Source organism: Flavobacterium sp. C3NV, from assembly GCF_046825355.2.
GTDB lineage: Bacteria > Bacteroidota > Bacteroidia > Flavobacteriales > Flavobacteriaceae > Flavobacterium.
The window spans coordinates 391,503-410,533 of record NZ_JBKQBJ020000003.1 but is presented as its reverse complement, the minus strand read 5'-3'; the positions used below and the strand labels follow the sequence as shown (position 1 = coordinate 410,533).

The following is a 19,031-nucleotide window of genomic DNA, read 5'->3' as shown; positions in this document are numbered from 1 at the left end:
TCATTATGAATTTTAGCAACTCATTTTTTATTCTAATGGCTTCTGTTTCTTTAACCATTGTTAGTTGTAAAACGAGCGCCGTAAAGTCAGAAACTCCAATAAAACAATCAAAAGCAGAAGTTATTTCTATTATTGATCAGGTAAACAATCGCTGGCAAACTACACATCCGGAATTTGGCAATGCTTTTTGGCATGTCTCAGCCTATCATACAGGAAATATGGAAGCTTATAAAGTAACTAAAAACAAAAAGTATCTGGATTATTCTTTGGCTTGGGCCGAAAAAAATCAGTGGATGGGAGCCAAATCCAATAACAAGTCAGAATGGAAATACAGTTATGGAGAAAATGATCAATATGTATTGTTTGGAGACTGGCAGATTTGTTTTCAAACCTATATCGATTTGTACAACTTTACAGGTAAAAATGATCCTCGCAAAATTGCACGTGCACAGGAAGTGATGGAATATGAAATGAGTACAAAAGCAAATGATTATTGGTGGTGGGTAGACGGGCTGTATATGGTAATGCCGGTCATGACGAAGCTGTACAACGTTACCGGAAATGAGATGTACTTAGAGAAACTAAATTCGTATCTGGCTTATGCCGATAGTATTATGTACGACGATGAGGCAAAACTGTATTTTCGTGATGCTAAATATGTATATCCAAAACACAAAAGTGCCAACGGAAAAAAAGACTTTTGGGCCAGAGGCGACGGATGGATTTTTGCTGGTTATGCCAAAATTATTCAGGATTTACCCAAAACAGCCAAGCATAGAACCGAATATATAAATCGTTTTAAAGATATGGCAAAAGCTCTTGCCGATGCCCAACAAAAAGAGGGATACTGGACAAGAAGTATTCTGGATCCGGAGCATGCACCGGGACCGGAAACCAGCGGAACGGCATTTTTTACCTATGGCTTTTTATGGGGAATTAATAATGGAATTTTAGATAAAAAAGACTATTTACCAGTGGTAGAAAAGTCATGGAACTATCTGACCAAATTCGCACTACAGGCCGATGGCACAGTAGGATATGTACAGCCTATTGGCGAAAAAGCAATTCCGGGGCAGGTAGTAGATAAAAATTCTACAGCTGATTTTGGAGTAGGTGCTTTTTTACTGGCAGCATCAGAGATGTATCGTTTTGTGAAGTAAAGTTTAAAGTTTGTTTCAGGCTGCTTAGTTTTACCGCAGAGTTTCGCAGAGTTTCGCAGAGTTTTACCACAGAGTTTCACAAAGTTTTTTTAGTTTATTGCATGGAGTATTAAACTTCAGCACAGCATGCTAAATTTTTCATAGCGTTTCACAAAAGTCAACCTATTTCTTTGTGAAACTCTGTGAAATCTTTGTGCATCTCTGTGGTAAAACTCTGTGGTAAAACTTTCTAAAACTCTCAAAGTTAAAGACCCTGAAACTTCCTAATGTTTCTTAAAAAATTACGTAAAGTGTATTTATAACACTAATTTTTTACGGGTGACATAAAAATAACCTGTTTATTAGGGTAAAATGCTGATTTGACCCTGTTATAATGCTGTAATTACCCCCTTTCACTTGTACCTCTTATGCTAGATTTGCAAGGCAGACTATAAGAAACGACGTGATATTTTTTACGTAAAAAAATTGAAAAATTAAAATGTAAAAAATAAACTTAAGTGAGTTTTTACAGTCTGTAACTTAACTAATCAATTAACCAAAATTACAACCAAAAATGACAAAATTTATTAGGAAGATTAAGGCTCCTGATTATGTATCTGGATTTGATTTAAAAAAGAAACTAACACTACTTTGTGTTTTGGTTTCATTGTCTCAGGTACATGCATTCTCTACTGAATCCGGTAGTACAGCAGGAATAGAAAAAGTACAACCACAAAACAGCATTACCGGTCAGGTTAAAGATCACAAGGGGATTCCTCTTCCGGGTGCTTCAGTTGCGGTAAAAGGAACAAAAAAAGGAACGATTACAGATTTTGACGGAAAATTTACGCTGGATGCAGATGATAATGCTGTATTAGTAGTATCCTTTGTTGGTTTTGTAACCAAAGAAGTACCTCTAAATGGTAAAAACAATATTACGATACAACTGGAAGAAAACGCTGCTTCGTTAGATGAGGTAGTAGTTGTAGGATATGGTAAAATGAAGAAAAAGGATTTGACTGGATCCATTGTTCAGGTTAAAGCCGAAGCTTTGGCCAACCAGAACCCGCAGACCGTTCAGGATTTATTGCGTGGTGTTCCCGGTTTAAAAGTGGGTTATTCTGCTGATGCAAAAGGAGGAGGATCTTTGCAGATTCGTGGACAAACTTCTGTTTATTCTGACGGAGGCCATAACTCACCGCTTATTATTTTAGACGGAATGCAATTTTACGGCGAGCTTTCAGAAATCAATCCTGATGATGTTGGTCAGATCGATGTTTTAAAAGATGCATCAGCAACAGCTGTTTACGGATCTAAAGCGGCGGCAGGGGTTATTGTTATTTCAACAAAAAAAGGAAAAACAGGTAAACCAGTTATTAATGTTACAACAAATACAACGATTACTACCAAAAGCGCTTATCGCAATGTTTATAATGCAGACGGATATATAAAATATCGTCAGGATTGGGAAACTGCTAAAACGTACGGAACAAATACAGCCACCGGAAATTACGAGGCATGGGTAACAGGAACAGCTGCCAATAAAGCGGGGTATTATACAAATCCAAATCAATTAGATCAATATGGTATCACTCAGGCGCAATGGTTGGCTTATCAGCCCGCTGCACAAATACAAGGCAAAAGTCTGAATGAAGTTTGGGGACTTCGCCTGGGAATTACTGATGCGTCGCTTCTGAAGAATTTTACAGATGGAAAGACACACGATTGGTATGGCAGTACTTTTAGAACAGGAATAAATCACGACAATAACTTAAGTGTTTCCGGAGCAAGCGATAAAGTAAATTATTATATGTCTTTGGGTTATTTAACTTCAGAAGGAGCTATTCAGGGTAATGATTATTCTGCAGTTCGTGCGAATATGAAAGTAGATGCTAAAATTACAAGCTGGCTGGAATTTGGAGCCAACGTTAATTTTCAGGATCGTTCAGATGGAGATATATCTGTGGGTACAGGAACCAATTATTGGGATGCAAATATGTTAAGAAACAGCCCGTTTTCTAATTTTACAGAAGCAAATGGTGATTATGCAAGACAACCAATGGGACCAACAATTGGAGGTTATAATTATTACTATGACAGACAATATATGGAACTTGAAAAAGGGTATACGGTATTGAATACCATTTTTAATACAAAGGTAACTTTACCTTTAGGTATTACTTATTCCTTTAATGCTGCACCACGTTATGAGTTCTTTTACAACCGTTATTTTCAATCGGCAGGTAATAAAAACCTGAATCCTGTAAACATAGGAGTAGATAGAGGTAATGGTAAAAAGTTTACCTGGAACCTGAATAATACATTAACATGGGATCATACATTTACTGAGAAACACCACTTCATCGTAACTTTAGTTCAGGAAGCAGAAGACCTAAAAACATGGTCAGATGTTGTGTATGCCCGTAACATTCAGCCTTCTGATGCCTTAGGATTTCACAATATTGCTAACGCAACTCTTTTGAACAGCTCATTTTCAAGTACAGATACGCATCAAACAGCCGATGGTTTAATGGCGAGACTTTTCTATTCGTTTGATAATCGTTATATGATAACCGCAACGGTACGTCGTGATGGATATTCAGCATTTGGAGCTTCATATCCTTACGCTACTTTCCCTTCTGTTGCAGTGGGATGGAACTTTAATCAGGAAAGCTGGTTTCATTGGACTCCTTTAAGCACAGGTAAATTACGAGTTTCCTGGGGGAAAAACGGAAACAGATCGCTTGCAGATCCATACATTGCTTTGGCGAATTTAGGTTCAGGTACAGGAGCAACAATGGGATATATAGATGCTTCAGGAAATATTGTAGATACGAAGTACTTAGCTATTGACCGTATGGCGAATCCTAATTTGCAATGGGAAAAAACAACCGCAACAAATATTGGTCTTGATTTTGGTTTCTTAAAAGATCGTATTACCGGAACTGTAGATCTTTACAGATCAGTTACCAATGATATGATCATGAGTCAGCGTTTGCCAGGTTTTTCCGGATTTGGATCAATTGCAACCAATCTTGGTGAGGTCGAAAATAAAGGGATCGAAATCAGCTTGAATACTTTAAATATAAAAAATCCAAATTTTGAATGGACTACCATGGTTGCTTTTTCATACAACAAAAACAAGATTAATGCATTGTACGGCAATATGGAAGATGTTAAGGATGCCAATGGTAATGTTGTTGGAACAAAAGAGTCAGATGATAAAACAAACGGATGGTTTATTGGCAGACCAATTTCTCAAATCTGGGATTATAAAGTAATTGGAATCTGGCAAAAAGATGAAGCTGTAGAAGCTGCAAAATACGGCCAACGTCCTGGGGATCCAAAAGTGGAGAACAGTTATACTGCTGACGATGTGAATGGAAAACCAACTTATAATGAAAAAGACAAACAATTTTTAGGAGAAACTGCGCCACCAATTAACTGGTCATTGCGTAATGAATTTAAAATTTACAAAAACTGGGATTTGGCAATCAATATGTATGCTTACATGGGACACAAATCGCTTGACGGACGTTATATGAATACGTATAACGATGGTAGTTTATACACAAACAATTACAATCCGTTTGTAAACCCTTATTGGACAATTGATAATCCAACCAATGATTGGGCACGTCTTGATGCAAGAGGTCCTGCAGGAGCCGGAACAGCAAAATTATACGATCGTAGTTTTATTCGTTTAGACAATATTTCGTTGGCTTATTCACTTCCTAAAGATCTTATTGATCGTTTGCATGTTAGAAATTTCAAAATTTATGCTTCGGTTCAGAACGCTGCAACATGGTCAGCTAATGATCAATGGAAATATTATGGTGACCCGGAAACAGGAGGGCTTGCTACGCGAATGTTTAATTTAGGATTTAACGTTTCACTTTAAAATTATCAATAATGAAAACTTATATAAAAAATAAAATTTTAATACTGGCACCTTTAGCAGTGGCTTCTGCTCTTTTGGTTTCTTGTTCAAAGGATTTTCTGGAGCCGGATCCGCTTTCGTTTTACGAACCAGAAACTACATTTCAGACTGAATCAGGATTGCAGGCAACTTTAGCAATTGCAGATAAAGGTTTGCGTAATAATTATATTCATTATAATGCTGCGACAAACAGTGTGCCTATCGGTACAGAATATGTTTTCTCTGATATGGCTAAATATGGAAAAACGGATAACAGTAGTACTATTTCTGATTTTGCAAACACTATAGTTCCTACCGGAAGTTTTAAAACAGCAACCAATGATGATTTTTATCTTGGGTTTTACTGGGATGAAGGTTATAATGGTATTAAATACGCCAATACAGTACTGACATACATTGATAATGTAACAAGTTTATCAGAAGAAGTAAAACGTAAATATATTGGTCAGGCTTATTTTCACAGAGCGTATCGTTATCTTAATTTAGTGTATCAATTTGGAGATATACCCTTGATTACTAAAATTTTGCAGGTTCCAAAACAAAGTTATTATTCTACTAAAAAAGAAGCTATTATCGAAATGATTACAGCAGATATGGAAAAGGCTGTAGAATGGGTGCCTGAGCAGTCAAAACTAGCTTATGTAGGTTTAGTAAATAAAGGAGCTTGCCGTCAATTACTGATTAAATGTTACCTGGCTTCAGGAAGATTTAAAGATGCAGAAACACAGGCCGATTTACTAATTAATCAATCCGGTTATTCTTTAATGCAGGGATCTTTTGGAACTTTTGATCCGGGTGGAAATCCAACTACATGGGCGATAAACAGAAATGTAATTTGGGATTTACACCGACCAGAGAATAAGGTAATTGCTGGTAACAGAGAAGCTATTTTGGTAATGCCAAATGGTGGAGTACAGTCATTTTTACCGTTTGCTTCGATGAGAATTTTTGGGCCTAACTGGAATTCAGGTACGCTTACAACTCCTGATGGTAAACTGGCAGCAAATCGTTTTGCTTCAAACAATGCTAATTATCAGGCAAAGTATGATTATGCAAGAGCATTAGGACGCGGTATTGCAACTATTAGTGCTTCTTATTATTCGCAACACCCAATGTGGGTTGTAAACGGTATTGAGGACAAACAGGATCTTAGACACAACAGCGCTGTGGGTAACTGGGTAAATATGGAAGATCTTAAATACAGTGATAAAACTTCTGCATACTACCAGCAAAATTTTAGAATGAAAGAAGGCAATACACTATTGTCAAAAGATACACTTCGTGAATGGTTCGATTTTCCGTTGTACAAAATTTATCTGCATGATGTTGTAAATGAAACGAATCCAAATGCAACTGATTTTCAGGGAGCAAGTACAGGAAGTAAGGCACACTGGTATTTATATCGTTTGGCCGAAACGTATTTGTTAAGAGCCGAAGCCCGTTTTTACCAAGGTAATGTAGGCGGAGCAGCTCAGGACGTGAATGTTATCAGAGCCAGAGCCGGAGCTTCTCAAATGTACGGTCAGGTAACTATTGGTGATATTGCTGCAGAAAGAGGTAGAGAACTTTATCTGGAAGAATGGAGAAATGTAGAGTTAAAACGTATTTCGCATTGTCTTGCCCTCAGCGGACGACCAGATGAATGGGGTCAGACTTACAGTAAAGATAATTGGGACAAACAATCAGGAACTGATGCATCCGGAGGTAGTTATTGGTACCAGCGTATTTCACATTACACACTGTACAACAAATTTCAGAGCGGAATTGTAGTGCCAAACGGTACTAAGTTTTATACCATGGACAAACGCAATAACTATTGGCCAATTCCAAACAGTGCCATAACGGCCAATATCAAAGGTAAATTAAGTCAGAACTACGGTTATGACGGTTACGATCCTAATGTTAAGGTTTGGAGTAGATGGCAGGATGCTGTTGCAGATGAAACCCAAATTTAGAGATCTGTTCTTTAAAATTTTCACGCCTTTTAATAGTGGTTTTTAATAAGTGTTGATTACTACAGTATTATCCCCTAAGTGGTTAGAGGGGGATAATACTTGTAGTATCGTTTTTTGTTGCTTATAAAAATCAGTTCAAAATATATTGTGATCCTATCACTTTGTAACTCACCACTTATACCTTTTAAACTCCATAATACATTAAAAATAATACCTGTTAATAATAGCAGAAGAAATAGTGTACTACTTCTTTAGAATATAAATAAGAAGCAGCACAATTTCTTAGCAAATAATTTTGTCGGTTACCAATGAAAGCATGAAACAAAAAATTTAAAATAATTTTTAAAACAAATATTTCATATGAAAAAATTATACACAATTTTATTATTCTGGTTATCGGTCTTTGTATTCAAGATACATGCACAAGCGCCTAATTTGCCTGTAAAAGTAAACTTAGCTACCACATTAAACGGTTCTAAAACGTTTAACAACGCAGCAAATTCAGATGTTTTATCATTCCCATTATCCAGTCAAAGCGAATTTACTTTAGAAGTTAAAGCTAAAATAAATGCAGCGCAGGGCAGAGGATTGGATGTTCAGGTTAAAAATTCAGCAGGATTCGGATTTAGGACTTCTCTGGACAAAACAACATTAAATAATACTACAGCTTTATCCATAATAGAAAATTTAAGCACCTCTGTTGATAATGGTCAGGAACAAACCTATCGTTATGCTGTAAAAGACGGAATTGCCAATATTTATCAGGACGGACATTACCTAACTTCTAAAACACTTGATTTTGTAATTGATAGTTCAGGAGCACAGCAAATAGTGTATGGCACAGATAACTTATTAGGGAGATGGGCAGGAATTGCAGGAAATAATTCAGGGAAACCTAACGATTATGGCTGGGCAAATACTGTTGCTACACTTCCGTGGAATACCGCAAATTCAACAAGCGGTGTCAGGTATCTCGATGTAACCTCAGGACATACATTCGAATCAGATAATATGGCTTACAACGGCAGGTTAATGTACATTCGTTGGGACAATAGCAGTTACGCTACTTCAACTTATAGTTATCCTGTAAAACTGGAAAAAGATCTGCAATATGAATTTTCATGGATTTACGAATATATTTCGAATGCGGCGGCGGGTATAAAATTGAATGTAGCCATTTCAACAGGAGCTGACGGATCGGGTGTTTTAGCTTCGAAATCATTTACAACCGGCAGTGCCAACAAATTAAGAAAAGGCGATTTTTCTTTTATTTCAAATGCTGATGGTATTCGTTACATCACCATTACAGGCGATTACGGACTTATGGCCATTGGCGATTTAAAACTAAAATCTTCCAATTTAATGAATACCTGGGATGGTTTTGCCAATGATAACTCAGGAACTCCAGCTGCGTACGGATGGACGAATGCAAGTGTTCCCACAATTTTTAATACCGCTAACAGCACTTCCGGAACACGATATATGGATGTAACTTCCGGACATACTTTTGAATCGGATAATACTGTTTATTCAGGAAGACTATTATATATCAGATGGGATTCGACTGCACTTCAAAATTCAGTTTATTCTTTTCCAATTGCATTAGAAGCTTCGAAAGAGTATCAGTTTTCATGGATTTACGAGTACATTTCAAACTTAGCTCCAGGATCTCTTATTAATGTATCTGTTTCTACAGCAGCCAATGGAGGAGGAACTATTCTAGGTTCTAAAAGCTTTACTTCAGGAGCAGTCAATAAACTCAGAAAAGGAGATTTATCTTTTCAATCTCAAACGGCCGGGACTTATTATATAAATATTAGCGGAGCCAATGCACTTTTTGGAATAGGAGAATTAAAGCTTCAGTCGCAAACAAGTCCAGCTATTGTGATTGGCAAAAATTATACAACAGGTACTGTCGATATGGTGGTGAGTTCAGTAATGTATGAAAATATAGCTTATGCGCCGGAAAAGATCATTAGTCCTTCATTGCAAACAGCAGAAATTACCAGTAATCAAAATGTAAAAAGCTACGCAAAATCAAAATTAAACCTGAACGGATCTTCATCTTTGTATTTACAAAACGCCTATAATCCTTTAATTAATGCAACAGTTAATTTAAATTCGGCAGCTTCACGTTTGTATTTCGAAAATATTAAACCCAGTGAAGTTATTAGTTCATATCTAAAGTTTATATCTGTAAATGGAGTTTTGGCGGGTAACGGCAGTAATGTATCGGTTACCAGTTATGGTTCAGGTGCCATTGTAGCTCCTTATACAATCAACGAAACACCATTAGAAGTTTTTACTGCAGAAAATTTTGGAGGAACATCCAGACAGTTTGCACCCGTTACACCTTATGATAACTTAGAATCGTTTGATAATGCTATTAAATCATTCAAACTAAAAAAAGGTTATATGGCTACTTTTGCCACCAGTGCCGACGGAACTGGATATAGCAGGGTTTATATTGCAGAAAATCAAGACTTGGAGATAGCAGATTTACCTGTTAATTTAAAAGGGACCATTTCCTTTGTCAGAACAATGAAATGGCATGAAGTCAATAAAAAAGGACTTGCAGGCGGTGATGCGCAGGCTATAGATGCAACAAACATTACCTGGTATTACAATTGGAATACAGGATTAGATTCTACGCCCAATGTAGAATACGTTCCTATAAGACAAACACAATCATGGCCATCATTTACTCCTGCTTATACAAAAGAAGGATATACGCATCTTTTAGGTTTTAATGAACCGGATCGCCCAGATCAGTCTAATATGACTGTTGAGGCTGCCATAACTTCGTGGCCTGGATTACTAAAATCAGGTTTACGATTAGGTTCGCCGTCTACATCAGATCCGTTTAATCCGTGGATGGCCAGTTTTATGACTCAGGCCGAGGCTAATAATTACCGAGTTGATTATGTCGCGCTGCACTGTTATTGGTACAAAACTGCTGCACAATGGAAAAGTGATTTACAAAACATATATGATAAATACAAAAGGCCAATCTGGATTACAGAATGGAATGTAGGCGCCAACTGGACTGGCAATAATTTTCCTGACGGTCCTGTCTTATTAACGGATGCAAATGCCATCAAACACAAAAATGATTTGGCAGCAATTCTAAATGTATTAGAAACCACAGATTATGTAGAACGTTATTCGATCTACAATTGGGTACAGGATTCGAGAGCCATGTATGTTACGATCAACGATGCTTTTAAAACAAGAAATCCAAATTGGCAGAATTATGTATGGCTTCAGACAGCGCCGGTAATTTCAAGCACCGCAACTGATTATACTGTTTTAACTCCGGCGGGAGAATATTACGCCAAAAATGCATCGGCGAAAGCCTACACTTCGACCAGAGAATATATTCCGTTATGGAAAACAAAAGTCGAAACCCTGACGTATGAATTGTCTTCGGATTATAAAAATATTACCGTAAAATGGACGGGAACTAATCAGGATTTAGTGAATAAATATATTCTGGAAAGAAAATTAGATGGAGAAACTGCATTTTCAGTTTTTCAGGAATCGACAGATTATACTATTCTTAAAAAGACAGATATTGTTCATACAAAAGCAGAATACAGGATGAAAGTAGTAGGTAAGGATAATACAGAAACAGCGTATTCGGCTATATTGGTTTTCGAGCAGGCTGCAATTCCTGTAACGCCTGCAAATATTGAAGGCACAGGAATATCTACCTCAATAATTAATTTAAAATGGTCAGCATCAGCAGGAGCAATATCTTATACTATTAAAAGGTCAGAAACATTAAATGGTACTTACGAAACTGTTGCCACTTATGTAAAAGATACATTTTACGAGGATAAAAATTTAACAGCAGATAAAAATTACTATTACAAACTTGCTGCTGAGAATTCAGGAGGAGAAAGTCCCTATTCTGCAGCTCTACAGGTTAAAACACTGGCTTTGGCAATTCCAATTGCAGTAACAAATGCTGTTGTGGGATTTGGCGATACAAAAGTAATTCTGGGTTGGGATTTTATGTATGATGCTTCTTTTCATGTCAAAAGAGCGACTTCACAATCCGGTCCTTTTACTACTATTGCGACTATCGATACCAATTCATATCAGGATACAGCAGTTGTAAACGGGAATACGTATTATTATAAAATTGCCGCCTTTAATTCTTTAGGCGAAGGGGCAGATTCAGTTGTATTAACAGCAAAACCTGCGGGAGGACAAAAAATTACCGGAACGATCATTGGTCACGAAGGATCGTATCAAAGCAATGGTTTGACTATCGCAAAAGCTTTTGACGAAGATATCAATACATACGTTGACGGACCAACTGCTGCAGGTTATTTAGGTTATGATTTTGGACTTGACAGCAGTGCCAGTTTAACATCTATAAAATATGTTCCTCGTTCTACTTTTGGAACCCGTATGACCGGAAGCGAGATTAGAGGTTCTAACAGTGCCGATTATCTTACTACTTATGATGTTTTACATACCATAACACAAACTCCTCCAAATGCGGTTTTTACTGAAGATGCAGGTTTAGCCACTCAAAAATACCGATACATATACTGGTACACACCAACTGGTTATGGGAACATTGCAGAGCTTGAGTTTTATGGTACGGTTTATAATGAATCGCCAACATTGGGTACGTTTACTGCTAAAACAGTAAAGGGATTGCCTTCGGATATAACACTAAAAGCATTTCCAAATCCTACTTCAGGTCAGTTTGAGATTGAGGTACCAGCCAATGAAAATACGGTAACCATTGGAATTTATACTGCCGATGCAAAGCTGATTTCTAAGGCAAAGTATAGTATTGAAAATGGCAAAGTTAATTTGAATATCTCCAATGCCACAGCAGGAATATATCTGGTAAAGATTGAATCTTATCCCGATAGAACAATTCGCATTATTAAAAAATAAAACTATCCATTGGGTATAATTCAAAAAAAAAGAAACACATAGAAACATAGATTTTTTTTAGCTAAAAAGAATGCAAAAAAGAAATACATTTCTTTCACATAGAGAGCGAGCTATGTGCATTTTAAATAAGTGAAACGCCTTTTTTGAAGGTCTGGAACCTATGTTTCTATGTTTTAAAATTAATTACTCAACCTATTACAACTATAAATAAGAAGGCTGTTGGTTCAAAATATTTACCGGCATTTGTTCATGTTTTAAATATAAACCAACAGCACTTATTATTCTTTAAGATTTTCGATTTAAAACAAATATAAAATGACGTTTACCACCTTTCGGTTTTTGATTTTAGCCATTGTATTAGCCTTAACTTTTAGTTTTATTCCAAATCAGGAAAAGCCTCCTAAATACAAAGGTTATGATTTGGTTTGGAATGATGAATTTTCTGTAGATGGCGCTCCAAATAAAAAAAATTGGAATTATGAAATTGGTTTTAAGAGAAATAAGGAAGAGCAGTGGTATCAAAAAGAAAACGCGTATTGCAAATCCGGTTTTTTAGTTATTGAAGCCAGAAAAGAAAACAAAGTCAATCCTAATTTTATCTCTAAAACCCATCAGGATTGGACAAAAAACAGAGATTCTATAAAAACTACGTCTTCGTGCTTAATTACGCAAGGAAAACATGCCTGGCAATACGGCCGGTTTGAAATGCGGGCTCAGATTCCAATTGCAAAAGGAATGTGGCCGGCTTTTTGGACTTTGGGCGTAAAAGGAAATTGGCCTGCGAATGGCGAAATTGATATTATGGAATATTACACAGGTAAAATATTGGCCAATGCGGCATGGAAATCAAAGGAATCCAATACAGCCTGGGATAGCAGCACATTTAAGCTGAGTGATTTTAAGGACAATTCATGGGCAGATAAATTTCATGTCTGGAGAATGGATTGGGATGCTCAGTCGATTAAGTTATATGTAGACGATCAATTACTAAACGAAATTAATGTACAGGAAACCATACAAAGCACAGATCAAAAGATAATTCCGTTTCAGCAGCCACATTACTTATTGGTAAATCTGGCAGTAGGAGGAATCAATGGCGGAGACTATACAGCAGCCAGTTTTCCGTCAAAATACACAATAGATTATATCAGGGTTTATCAAAAAAAGAAGTAAAATGAAATTAAAATATTCGATAATTATAAGTTTAGTATGTTCTCTTGTTTTCAGTCAGAACAAGAATTTTGTTCCGGGAAAACAATGGAAAGATACTGATGGAGTACATATTAATGCCCACGGTGGCGGTATGCTTTTTATTGACGGAACCTACTATTGGTATGGGGAATATAAAACTGCGGGACGTTCAGGAAATACGGCTTTAGAAGGAATTAGCTGTTACGCCTCAAAAGATTTGTACAATTGGCACAACGAAGGCATTGTACTTAGGGTAGAGGAAAACCCTGCTTCTGAAATAACGAAAGGATGTATCATGGAACGCCCTAAAGTAGTTTTTAATAAAAAAACGGGTAAATACGTTATGTGGTTTCATTTAGAATTGAAAGGGCAAGGTTATAATGCTGCAAGTGCGGCGGTTGCTATAAGTGATACGCCCAATGGTCCTTTTAAATACCAAAAATCACATCGTCCTAATAAAGGAGTTTGGCCAATCAATTTTAAAGAGGAGTTCAAAACAGCTTCTATAAATGAAAGTAAATTGAAATCGTGGACTCCGGAATGGCTCACGGCAGTAAAAAACGGAATGCTGATTCGCAGGGATTTTGAAAAAGGACAAATGTCGAGAGATATGACGGTTTATGTAGATGATAATGAGAAAGCGTATCTGATTCATTCTTCAGAAGATAATCTGACGCTTCATATTTCAGAGCTTACCGATGATTATTTAGATTTTACCGATAAATGGACAACAGTTGCTCCGGCAGGTCATAATGAAGCTCCTGCAGTTTTTAAACAAGATGAGGTTTATTATATGATAACTTCGGGTTGTACGGGTTGGGATCCTAATGAGGCGCGTTCTTTTAAATCGAAATCTATTTGGGGACCGTGGGAATCTTTGGGGAATCCGTGTATTGGTAAAGATGCCGAGCTGACATTTTATTCGCAAAGCACTTATATTTTCCCTGTTCAGGGTAAAAAGAATCAATTTGTTTTTATGGCAGACCGATGGAAACCCGACAGTCCGATTGACGGAAGCTATGTTTGGCTGCCTATAAAGATTGTAAACGGCAAACCAGTTTTGAAATGGCTGGACAAATGGGATTTAAGTGCTTTTACAGAAAAGCAATAAAGTAAAGGTTTCTAAACAATCCCAATCGTATTTGTTAATTAACAAACCGGTAGGCAAAAGAAGTTGGGGAAAGTTGAAATTTAAACGTAATAGTTTTATATTTGAAAAGTGTTATTTTAACACTTGTAATTTTCGTTTCCGAATATTGAAACAAAATAAAATAACTATTATGAATATTTTTTCTCTTAGATGCATTATTTTATTTTTTCTAACAACATTTTTGATAGGTTGTAATTTTTCGAAACGAAATGAATTTTAAATAACCAGCCATCATAATGAAAATGAAAAAAATAGTAAAGACATTATTCTTAATTAATTTGATAATAATAGGCTTCATATCAAAAAGTGTGGCGCAGAATAATACAAATTTAGAGCGAAAACAACGTTTTAATTTTGATTGGAAATTTGCTTTAGGAGATGCTGCTGAAAATAGTGCAGAAAATTTTGATGATACTACCTGGAGAAAATTAGATTTACCTCACGATTGGAGTATTGAAGGAAAATCAGAAAAAAATAATCCGAGTGGAGGAGATGGTGGTTTTTATCCAACGGGAACGGGCTGGTACAGAAAAACATTTTCCGCACCAACCGAGTGGAAGAACCAGAAAATTGCTATTTATTTTGAAGGAGTTTATATGAATGCTGAGGTTTTTATTAATGGAAAATCGGTGGGTATCCAGCCTTACGGTTACACTTCCTTTGAATATGATCTTACACCTTATTTAAAATTGGGTCAGCAAAATACAATTGCCGTGAAAGTCGATAATTCGCAACAAAAAAATTGCAGATGGTACAGCGGCTCAGGTATTTACCGCAATGTATGGTTAATGGTAAAAAATCCGGTTCATGTTAAAAATTGGGGTGTCGCCATTAGTACTTTAGAAGTAAAAAATAACAAGGCTGTAGTTGGGGTTAAAACCATTATAAAAAATGAAACGCCAGTTTTAGAAGTTGTTATGCTCTCTACTGCTATTATAGATGGAAAAGGAAAAACTGTTGCCAATGCATCTGATAAAATAGAATTGCAGCCCAATGAAGAAAAAGAAGTAATTCAGACAATTGAGGTACAAAATCCTAAGTTATGGTCATTAGAAACACCAAACAGATATCAGGCAAAAGTATCAATTGCAAAAGAGTCAAAAAGTATCGATGTCGTAACAATTGATTTTGGAATTCGAACAATTAAGTTTAGTGCTGAAAACGGATTTGTATTAAACGATAAAAAAATACTATTAAACGGTGGCTGTGTACATCACGATAACGGAGCGTTGGGTGCTGCCGCTTATGATCGCGCTGAAGAAAGAAAGGTAGAATTACTAAAAGCAGCGGGTTTTAATGCGCTGAGAACTTCCCATAATCCTCCTTCAGAGGCCTTTTTAGACGCTTGCGATCGATTGGGTATGCTGGTTATTGATGAAGCTTTTGATGGATGGAGAGAAAAGAAAAATACTTTTGATTATGCCAGTATTTTTGATAAATGGTGGAAACACGATGTAGAATCTATGGTTCTCAGAGATCGCAATCATCCTTCGGTCATTATGTGGAGCATTGGTAATGAAATTATTGAGCGTACTAAACCAGAAGCAGTTGAAACAGCAAAAATGCTTGCAAATGCAATTCGAAGTATAGATACTACGCGCCCCGTAACATCAGCCATGACGACATGGGATCAGGGCTGGGAAATTTTTGATCCTTTGATGGCTGCTCATGATGTTGCAGGATATAATTATCAATTGCATCGCGCAGAATCAGATCATGAAAGAGTACCTTCCCGAATTATTTTGCAGACTGAATCATATCCTAAAGATGCTTTTGCCAACTGGGATTTGGTTCAAAAACACAATTATATTATAGGCGATTTTGTCTGGACAGCAATGGATTATTTAGGGGAGTCGGGAATTGGCCGTTTTGTATATCCGGGAGAAACAGAAGGAGAACACTGGACAGCAAATTTATATCCGTGGCATGGTGCGTATTGTGGTGATGTAGATTTAACAGGGTGGAGAAAACCAATCTCGCATTATAGAAGTATGTTGTATAATGATAATGAAAAATTATACATGGCAGTTAGGGAGCCAAATCCTGAAAATGGAGAAATCAAACTGACAAGCTGGTCGGTTTGGCCAACTTGGGAAAGCTGGACCTGGCCTGGTCTTGAAGGTAAAAATATTGAGGTCGAAGTATATTCAAAATATCCTAAAGTAAGACTCTACCTGAACGGTAAAAATATAGGAGAAAAAGAAACAGCCAAAGCGCAGGAGTTTAAGGCAACGTTTGTAATTCCGTATACAAAAGGCGAATTAAAAGCAGTAGGATTACAAAATAACAAAGAAGTAGAATCGGTTTTCTTAAAAACAGCAGGTGAGACTGCTAGGATTAAATTAAAAGCAGATTGTAAAACCATCGAAGCTGATGGTCAGGATTTAGTGTACGTAAATGTCGAGATTTTAGATGACAAAGGTATTTTAGATCCCAATGCTGCGAATGAACTGACATTTAAAGTTTCGGGCGCGGGAGCAATTGCAGGAGTTGACAATGCTGATTTAAAAGATGCTGATTTATATGTAGCAAATACTCGTAAAGCCTGGAAAGGACGTGCAATGGTAATTATAAAAAGTAATAAAGAATCAGGGAATATTAATCTTGAAGTTACTTCTCCGGGATTGAGTAAAACAGTACTTAACATAAAGGCTATCCAAAAAAATAAAAAATAAAATAGCAGCATTAGAAAATTATTTTAAAATGAATAAAGTAAAAATATCCCTTTTAGTTTTTGTTTTTAGTTTGTCTTTATTTTCACAGCAAAAAGAAAATACAGCCAGTATATTTGAGATAAAAAATCCCAATTACGCTGTCAGTCCTTATACCGGAATGACAAAACAACATTGGAGAGATGCTGCACTATATTTATTAGACGGAGCATTTAGTTACATTCATACACTGGATGATCCTATGAAATTTCCCAAACAGGAAGGAAAAAGTTATCCTAAAGAAGAAAGCCAGGTTCCAACCGAAAAACTGGAAGGGCTTTGCAGAACCTTATTTATAGCTTCGCCTTTATTAAAAGAGAATCCGTCATTAGTTATCAATAATATTAAAGTAGCCGATTATTACCGATATCAAATAGGTAAATTAACAGATCCGGCAAGTCCATCATATATTGCGCCACGTTCTCAAAATGGAGGTCCCAATCAAAAACTAGTAGAGTTTGGCGCTTTGGCCGTATCGTTGCTTACCAATCCTGAGGTTTTATGGAAACCATTGCCGCAAACGCAGAAAGATGCATTGGCAAAAATAATGTTGAGCTATGGAGATGGTCCAACGGTAGATTCGAACTGGAAATTTTTCAACATTTTTGTATTGAGCTTTTTTAAAGAACAAGGATATGCTGTTAATGAAAAACTATTGATTGAATATCTCGAAAAATCACTAAAAAATTACACAGGAAACGGTTGGTATAATGACAGTCCGGCGTATGATTACTACAGTATGTGGGCTTTTCAGATGTACGGAATAATCTGGTCTGAGTTTTTTGGTAAAGCACATTATCCTGCAATTGCGGCTAAATTTGCCCATAATTTCAATGATTTAAAGGGTAACTATCCCAATTTATTCAGCAAAAATGGCGAAATGATCATGTGGGGAAGAAGCATCAGTTACAGAACCGGTGCGATAGTTCCTTTTCCTTTAATGGGATTTCAGAATGATCCCAATACCAATTATGGATGGATGCGAAGAATCTCGTCTGGCGTGATCAAACAGTTTTTAGCGCATCCTGATTTTATGAAAGACAATGTGCCTACACTTGGTTTTTATGGCGCTTTTGAACCATCAGTTCAGGTTTACAGCTGCAGGGGAAGTGTGTATTGGATGGGAAAAGCATTCCTGGGGTTACTGGTTCCTGATGATAATCCTTTTTGGAACGCCAAAGAAAACAATGGCGATTGGGACATTTTCGAAAAAGACAAAGTTTACAATAAATATCAGGGAGATTCTCATATATTAATTACAGATTATCCTAATATTGGCGCTTCTGAAGTACGAGCCTGGTGCAATGAAAAAGTAAAAAACGACTGGCAAAAGTTTAGATCAACAGAAAATTATAACAAGCTGTCTTACAATAGTGCTTTTCCGTGGCAGGCCGATGGCGAAAATGGAGAAGTGGCGATGAATTATGTCATTAAAAACAAAAATAACGCGTGGGAAGCTTTTAGATTGTACACTTTTAAGAAGTTTGAAAACGGCATTTATTACAGAGATGTAGTTTTAGAAACCGATGAAAAAATAAAATTTAATCTAGCCGATATTCCTTTGGCAAACGGAATTTTAAGAGTAGATAAAAACAATAGTGATAAACCAATTGCGATGAGGTTGGGGCATTATGCTTTGCCAAAATTAGATAAAGAGATCATAACTTCTAAAAAAAAGGTAAACGGATTTGACGTTACTATTATTGATAACGGAAAATACCAATTGGCGATGATTCCCATTTTAGGATGGCAAAATACAGAAGTTGTAAAAGCCAAAGGATTACATCCAGAAAGCAATGAAAGCAGCGTTATTGATGTTACAAGTACTTCTGCACCCAAAAATTCAAATATTTACGCAACTTTGATGCTTTGGAAGCAATCCGATAAAAAATTTACCAATAAAGAATTGTCGCCTGTTAGTAAAATTATCGATTTAGGTGATGGTACTTTTTCCGTTAAAATTGAAGGAGAACCAGAAAAGAAGATCCAATTTTAATGGGTCTTATAAATAAATTAAAATAAGTA

General features: G+C 36.4%; 8 protein-coding genes. All 8 read left to right on the top strand.

All coding sequences use genetic code 11. The features are described 5' to 3' along the window. Window positions 1-5 precede the first annotated feature (5 nt). The 8 genes from ACIDC4_RS06930 to ACIDC4_RS06895 all read left to right on the top strand — a co-directional run bounded on the left by ACIDC4_RS06930 (window position 6) and on the right by ACIDC4_RS06895 (window position 19,002). Complete coding sequence (locus ACIDC4_RS06930) at window positions 6-1,160, top strand: glycoside hydrolase family 88/105 protein (protein WP_412042354.1); 1,155 nt, start codon at window positions 6-8, stop codon at window positions 1,158-1,160. 553 nt (window positions 1,161-1,713) lie between these two features. Beyond that, the gene (locus tag ACIDC4_RS06925) at window positions 1,714-5,040 is read left to right on the top strand and encodes a SusC/RagA family TonB-linked outer membrane protein (RefSeq protein ID WP_412042353.1); all 3,327 of its coding nucleotides are present in this window, start codon (window positions 1,714-1,716) and stop codon (window positions 5,038-5,040) included. An 11-nt stretch (window positions 5,041-5,051) separates the two neighbouring features. Further along, window positions 5,052-7,034 carry a RagB/SusD family nutrient uptake outer membrane protein gene (locus ACIDC4_RS06920; protein ID WP_412042352.1) on the top strand — a complete coding sequence of 661 codons (1,983 nt, stop codon included), beginning with the start codon at window positions 5,052-5,054 and terminating at the stop codon, window positions 7,032-7,034. A 360-nt stretch (window positions 7,035-7,394) separates the two neighbouring features. Further along, complete coding sequence (locus tag ACIDC4_RS06915) at window positions 7,395-11,954, top strand: glycosyl hydrolase (RefSeq protein ID WP_412042351.1); 4,560 nt, start codon at window positions 7,395-7,397, stop codon at window positions 11,952-11,954. Window positions 11,955-12,269: 315 nt separating this feature from the next. Further along, window positions 12,270-13,127 (top strand): glycoside hydrolase family 16 protein, encoded by an 858-nt coding sequence (locus ACIDC4_RS06910; protein WP_412042350.1) that lies wholly within the window; start codon window positions 12,270-12,272, stop codon window positions 13,125-13,127. A 1-nt stretch (window position 13,128) separates the two neighbouring features. After that, complete coding sequence (locus tag ACIDC4_RS06905; RefSeq protein ID WP_412042349.1) at window positions 13,129-14,256, top strand: glycoside hydrolase family 43 protein; 1,128 nt, start codon at window positions 13,129-13,131, stop codon at window positions 14,254-14,256. Between the two features lie 281 nt (window positions 14,257-14,537). Beyond that, window positions 14,538-16,970 (top strand): glycoside hydrolase family 2 TIM barrel-domain containing protein, encoded by a 2,433-nt coding sequence (locus tag ACIDC4_RS06900; protein ID WP_412042348.1) that lies wholly within the window; start codon window positions 14,538-14,540, stop codon window positions 16,968-16,970. 28 nt (window positions 16,971-16,998) lie between these two features. Beyond that, window positions 16,999-19,002 (top strand): DUF2264 domain-containing protein, encoded by a 2,004-nt coding sequence (locus tag ACIDC4_RS06895; protein ID WP_412042347.1) that lies wholly within the window; start codon window positions 16,999-17,001, stop codon window positions 19,000-19,002. The last annotated feature ends 29 nt before the right edge of the window (window positions 19,003-19,031 follow it).

Bases quoted from the DNA above. Each gene is read 5' to 3' on its own strand.
- ACIDC4_RS06900 (WP_412042348.1), top strand. From the start codon at position 14,538: ATGAAAAAAATAGTAAAGACATTATTCTTAATTAATTTGATAATAATA.
- ACIDC4_RS06905 (WP_412042349.1), top strand. From the start codon at position 13,129: ATGAAATTAAAATATTCGATAATTATAAGTTTAGTATGTTCTCTTGTT.
- ACIDC4_RS06930 (WP_412042354.1), top strand. From the start codon at position 6: ATGAATTTTAGCAACTCATTTTTTATTCTAATGGCTTCTGTTTCTTTA.
- ACIDC4_RS06895 (WP_412042347.1), top strand. From the start codon at position 16,999: ATGAATAAAGTAAAAATATCCCTTTTAGTTTTTGTTTTTAGTTTGTCT.
- ACIDC4_RS06920 (WP_412042352.1), top strand. From the start codon at position 5,052: ATGAAAACTTATATAAAAAATAAAATTTTAATACTGGCACCTTTAGCA.
- ACIDC4_RS06925 (WP_412042353.1), top strand. From the start codon at position 1,714: ATGACAAAATTTATTAGGAAGATTAAGGCTCCTGATTATGTATCTGGA.
- ACIDC4_RS06915 (WP_412042351.1), top strand. From the start codon at position 7,395: ATGAAAAAATTATACACAATTTTATTATTCTGGTTATCGGTCTTTGTA.
- ACIDC4_RS06910 (WP_412042350.1), top strand. From the start codon at position 12,270: ATGACGTTTACCACCTTTCGGTTTTTGATTTTAGCCATTGTATTAGCC.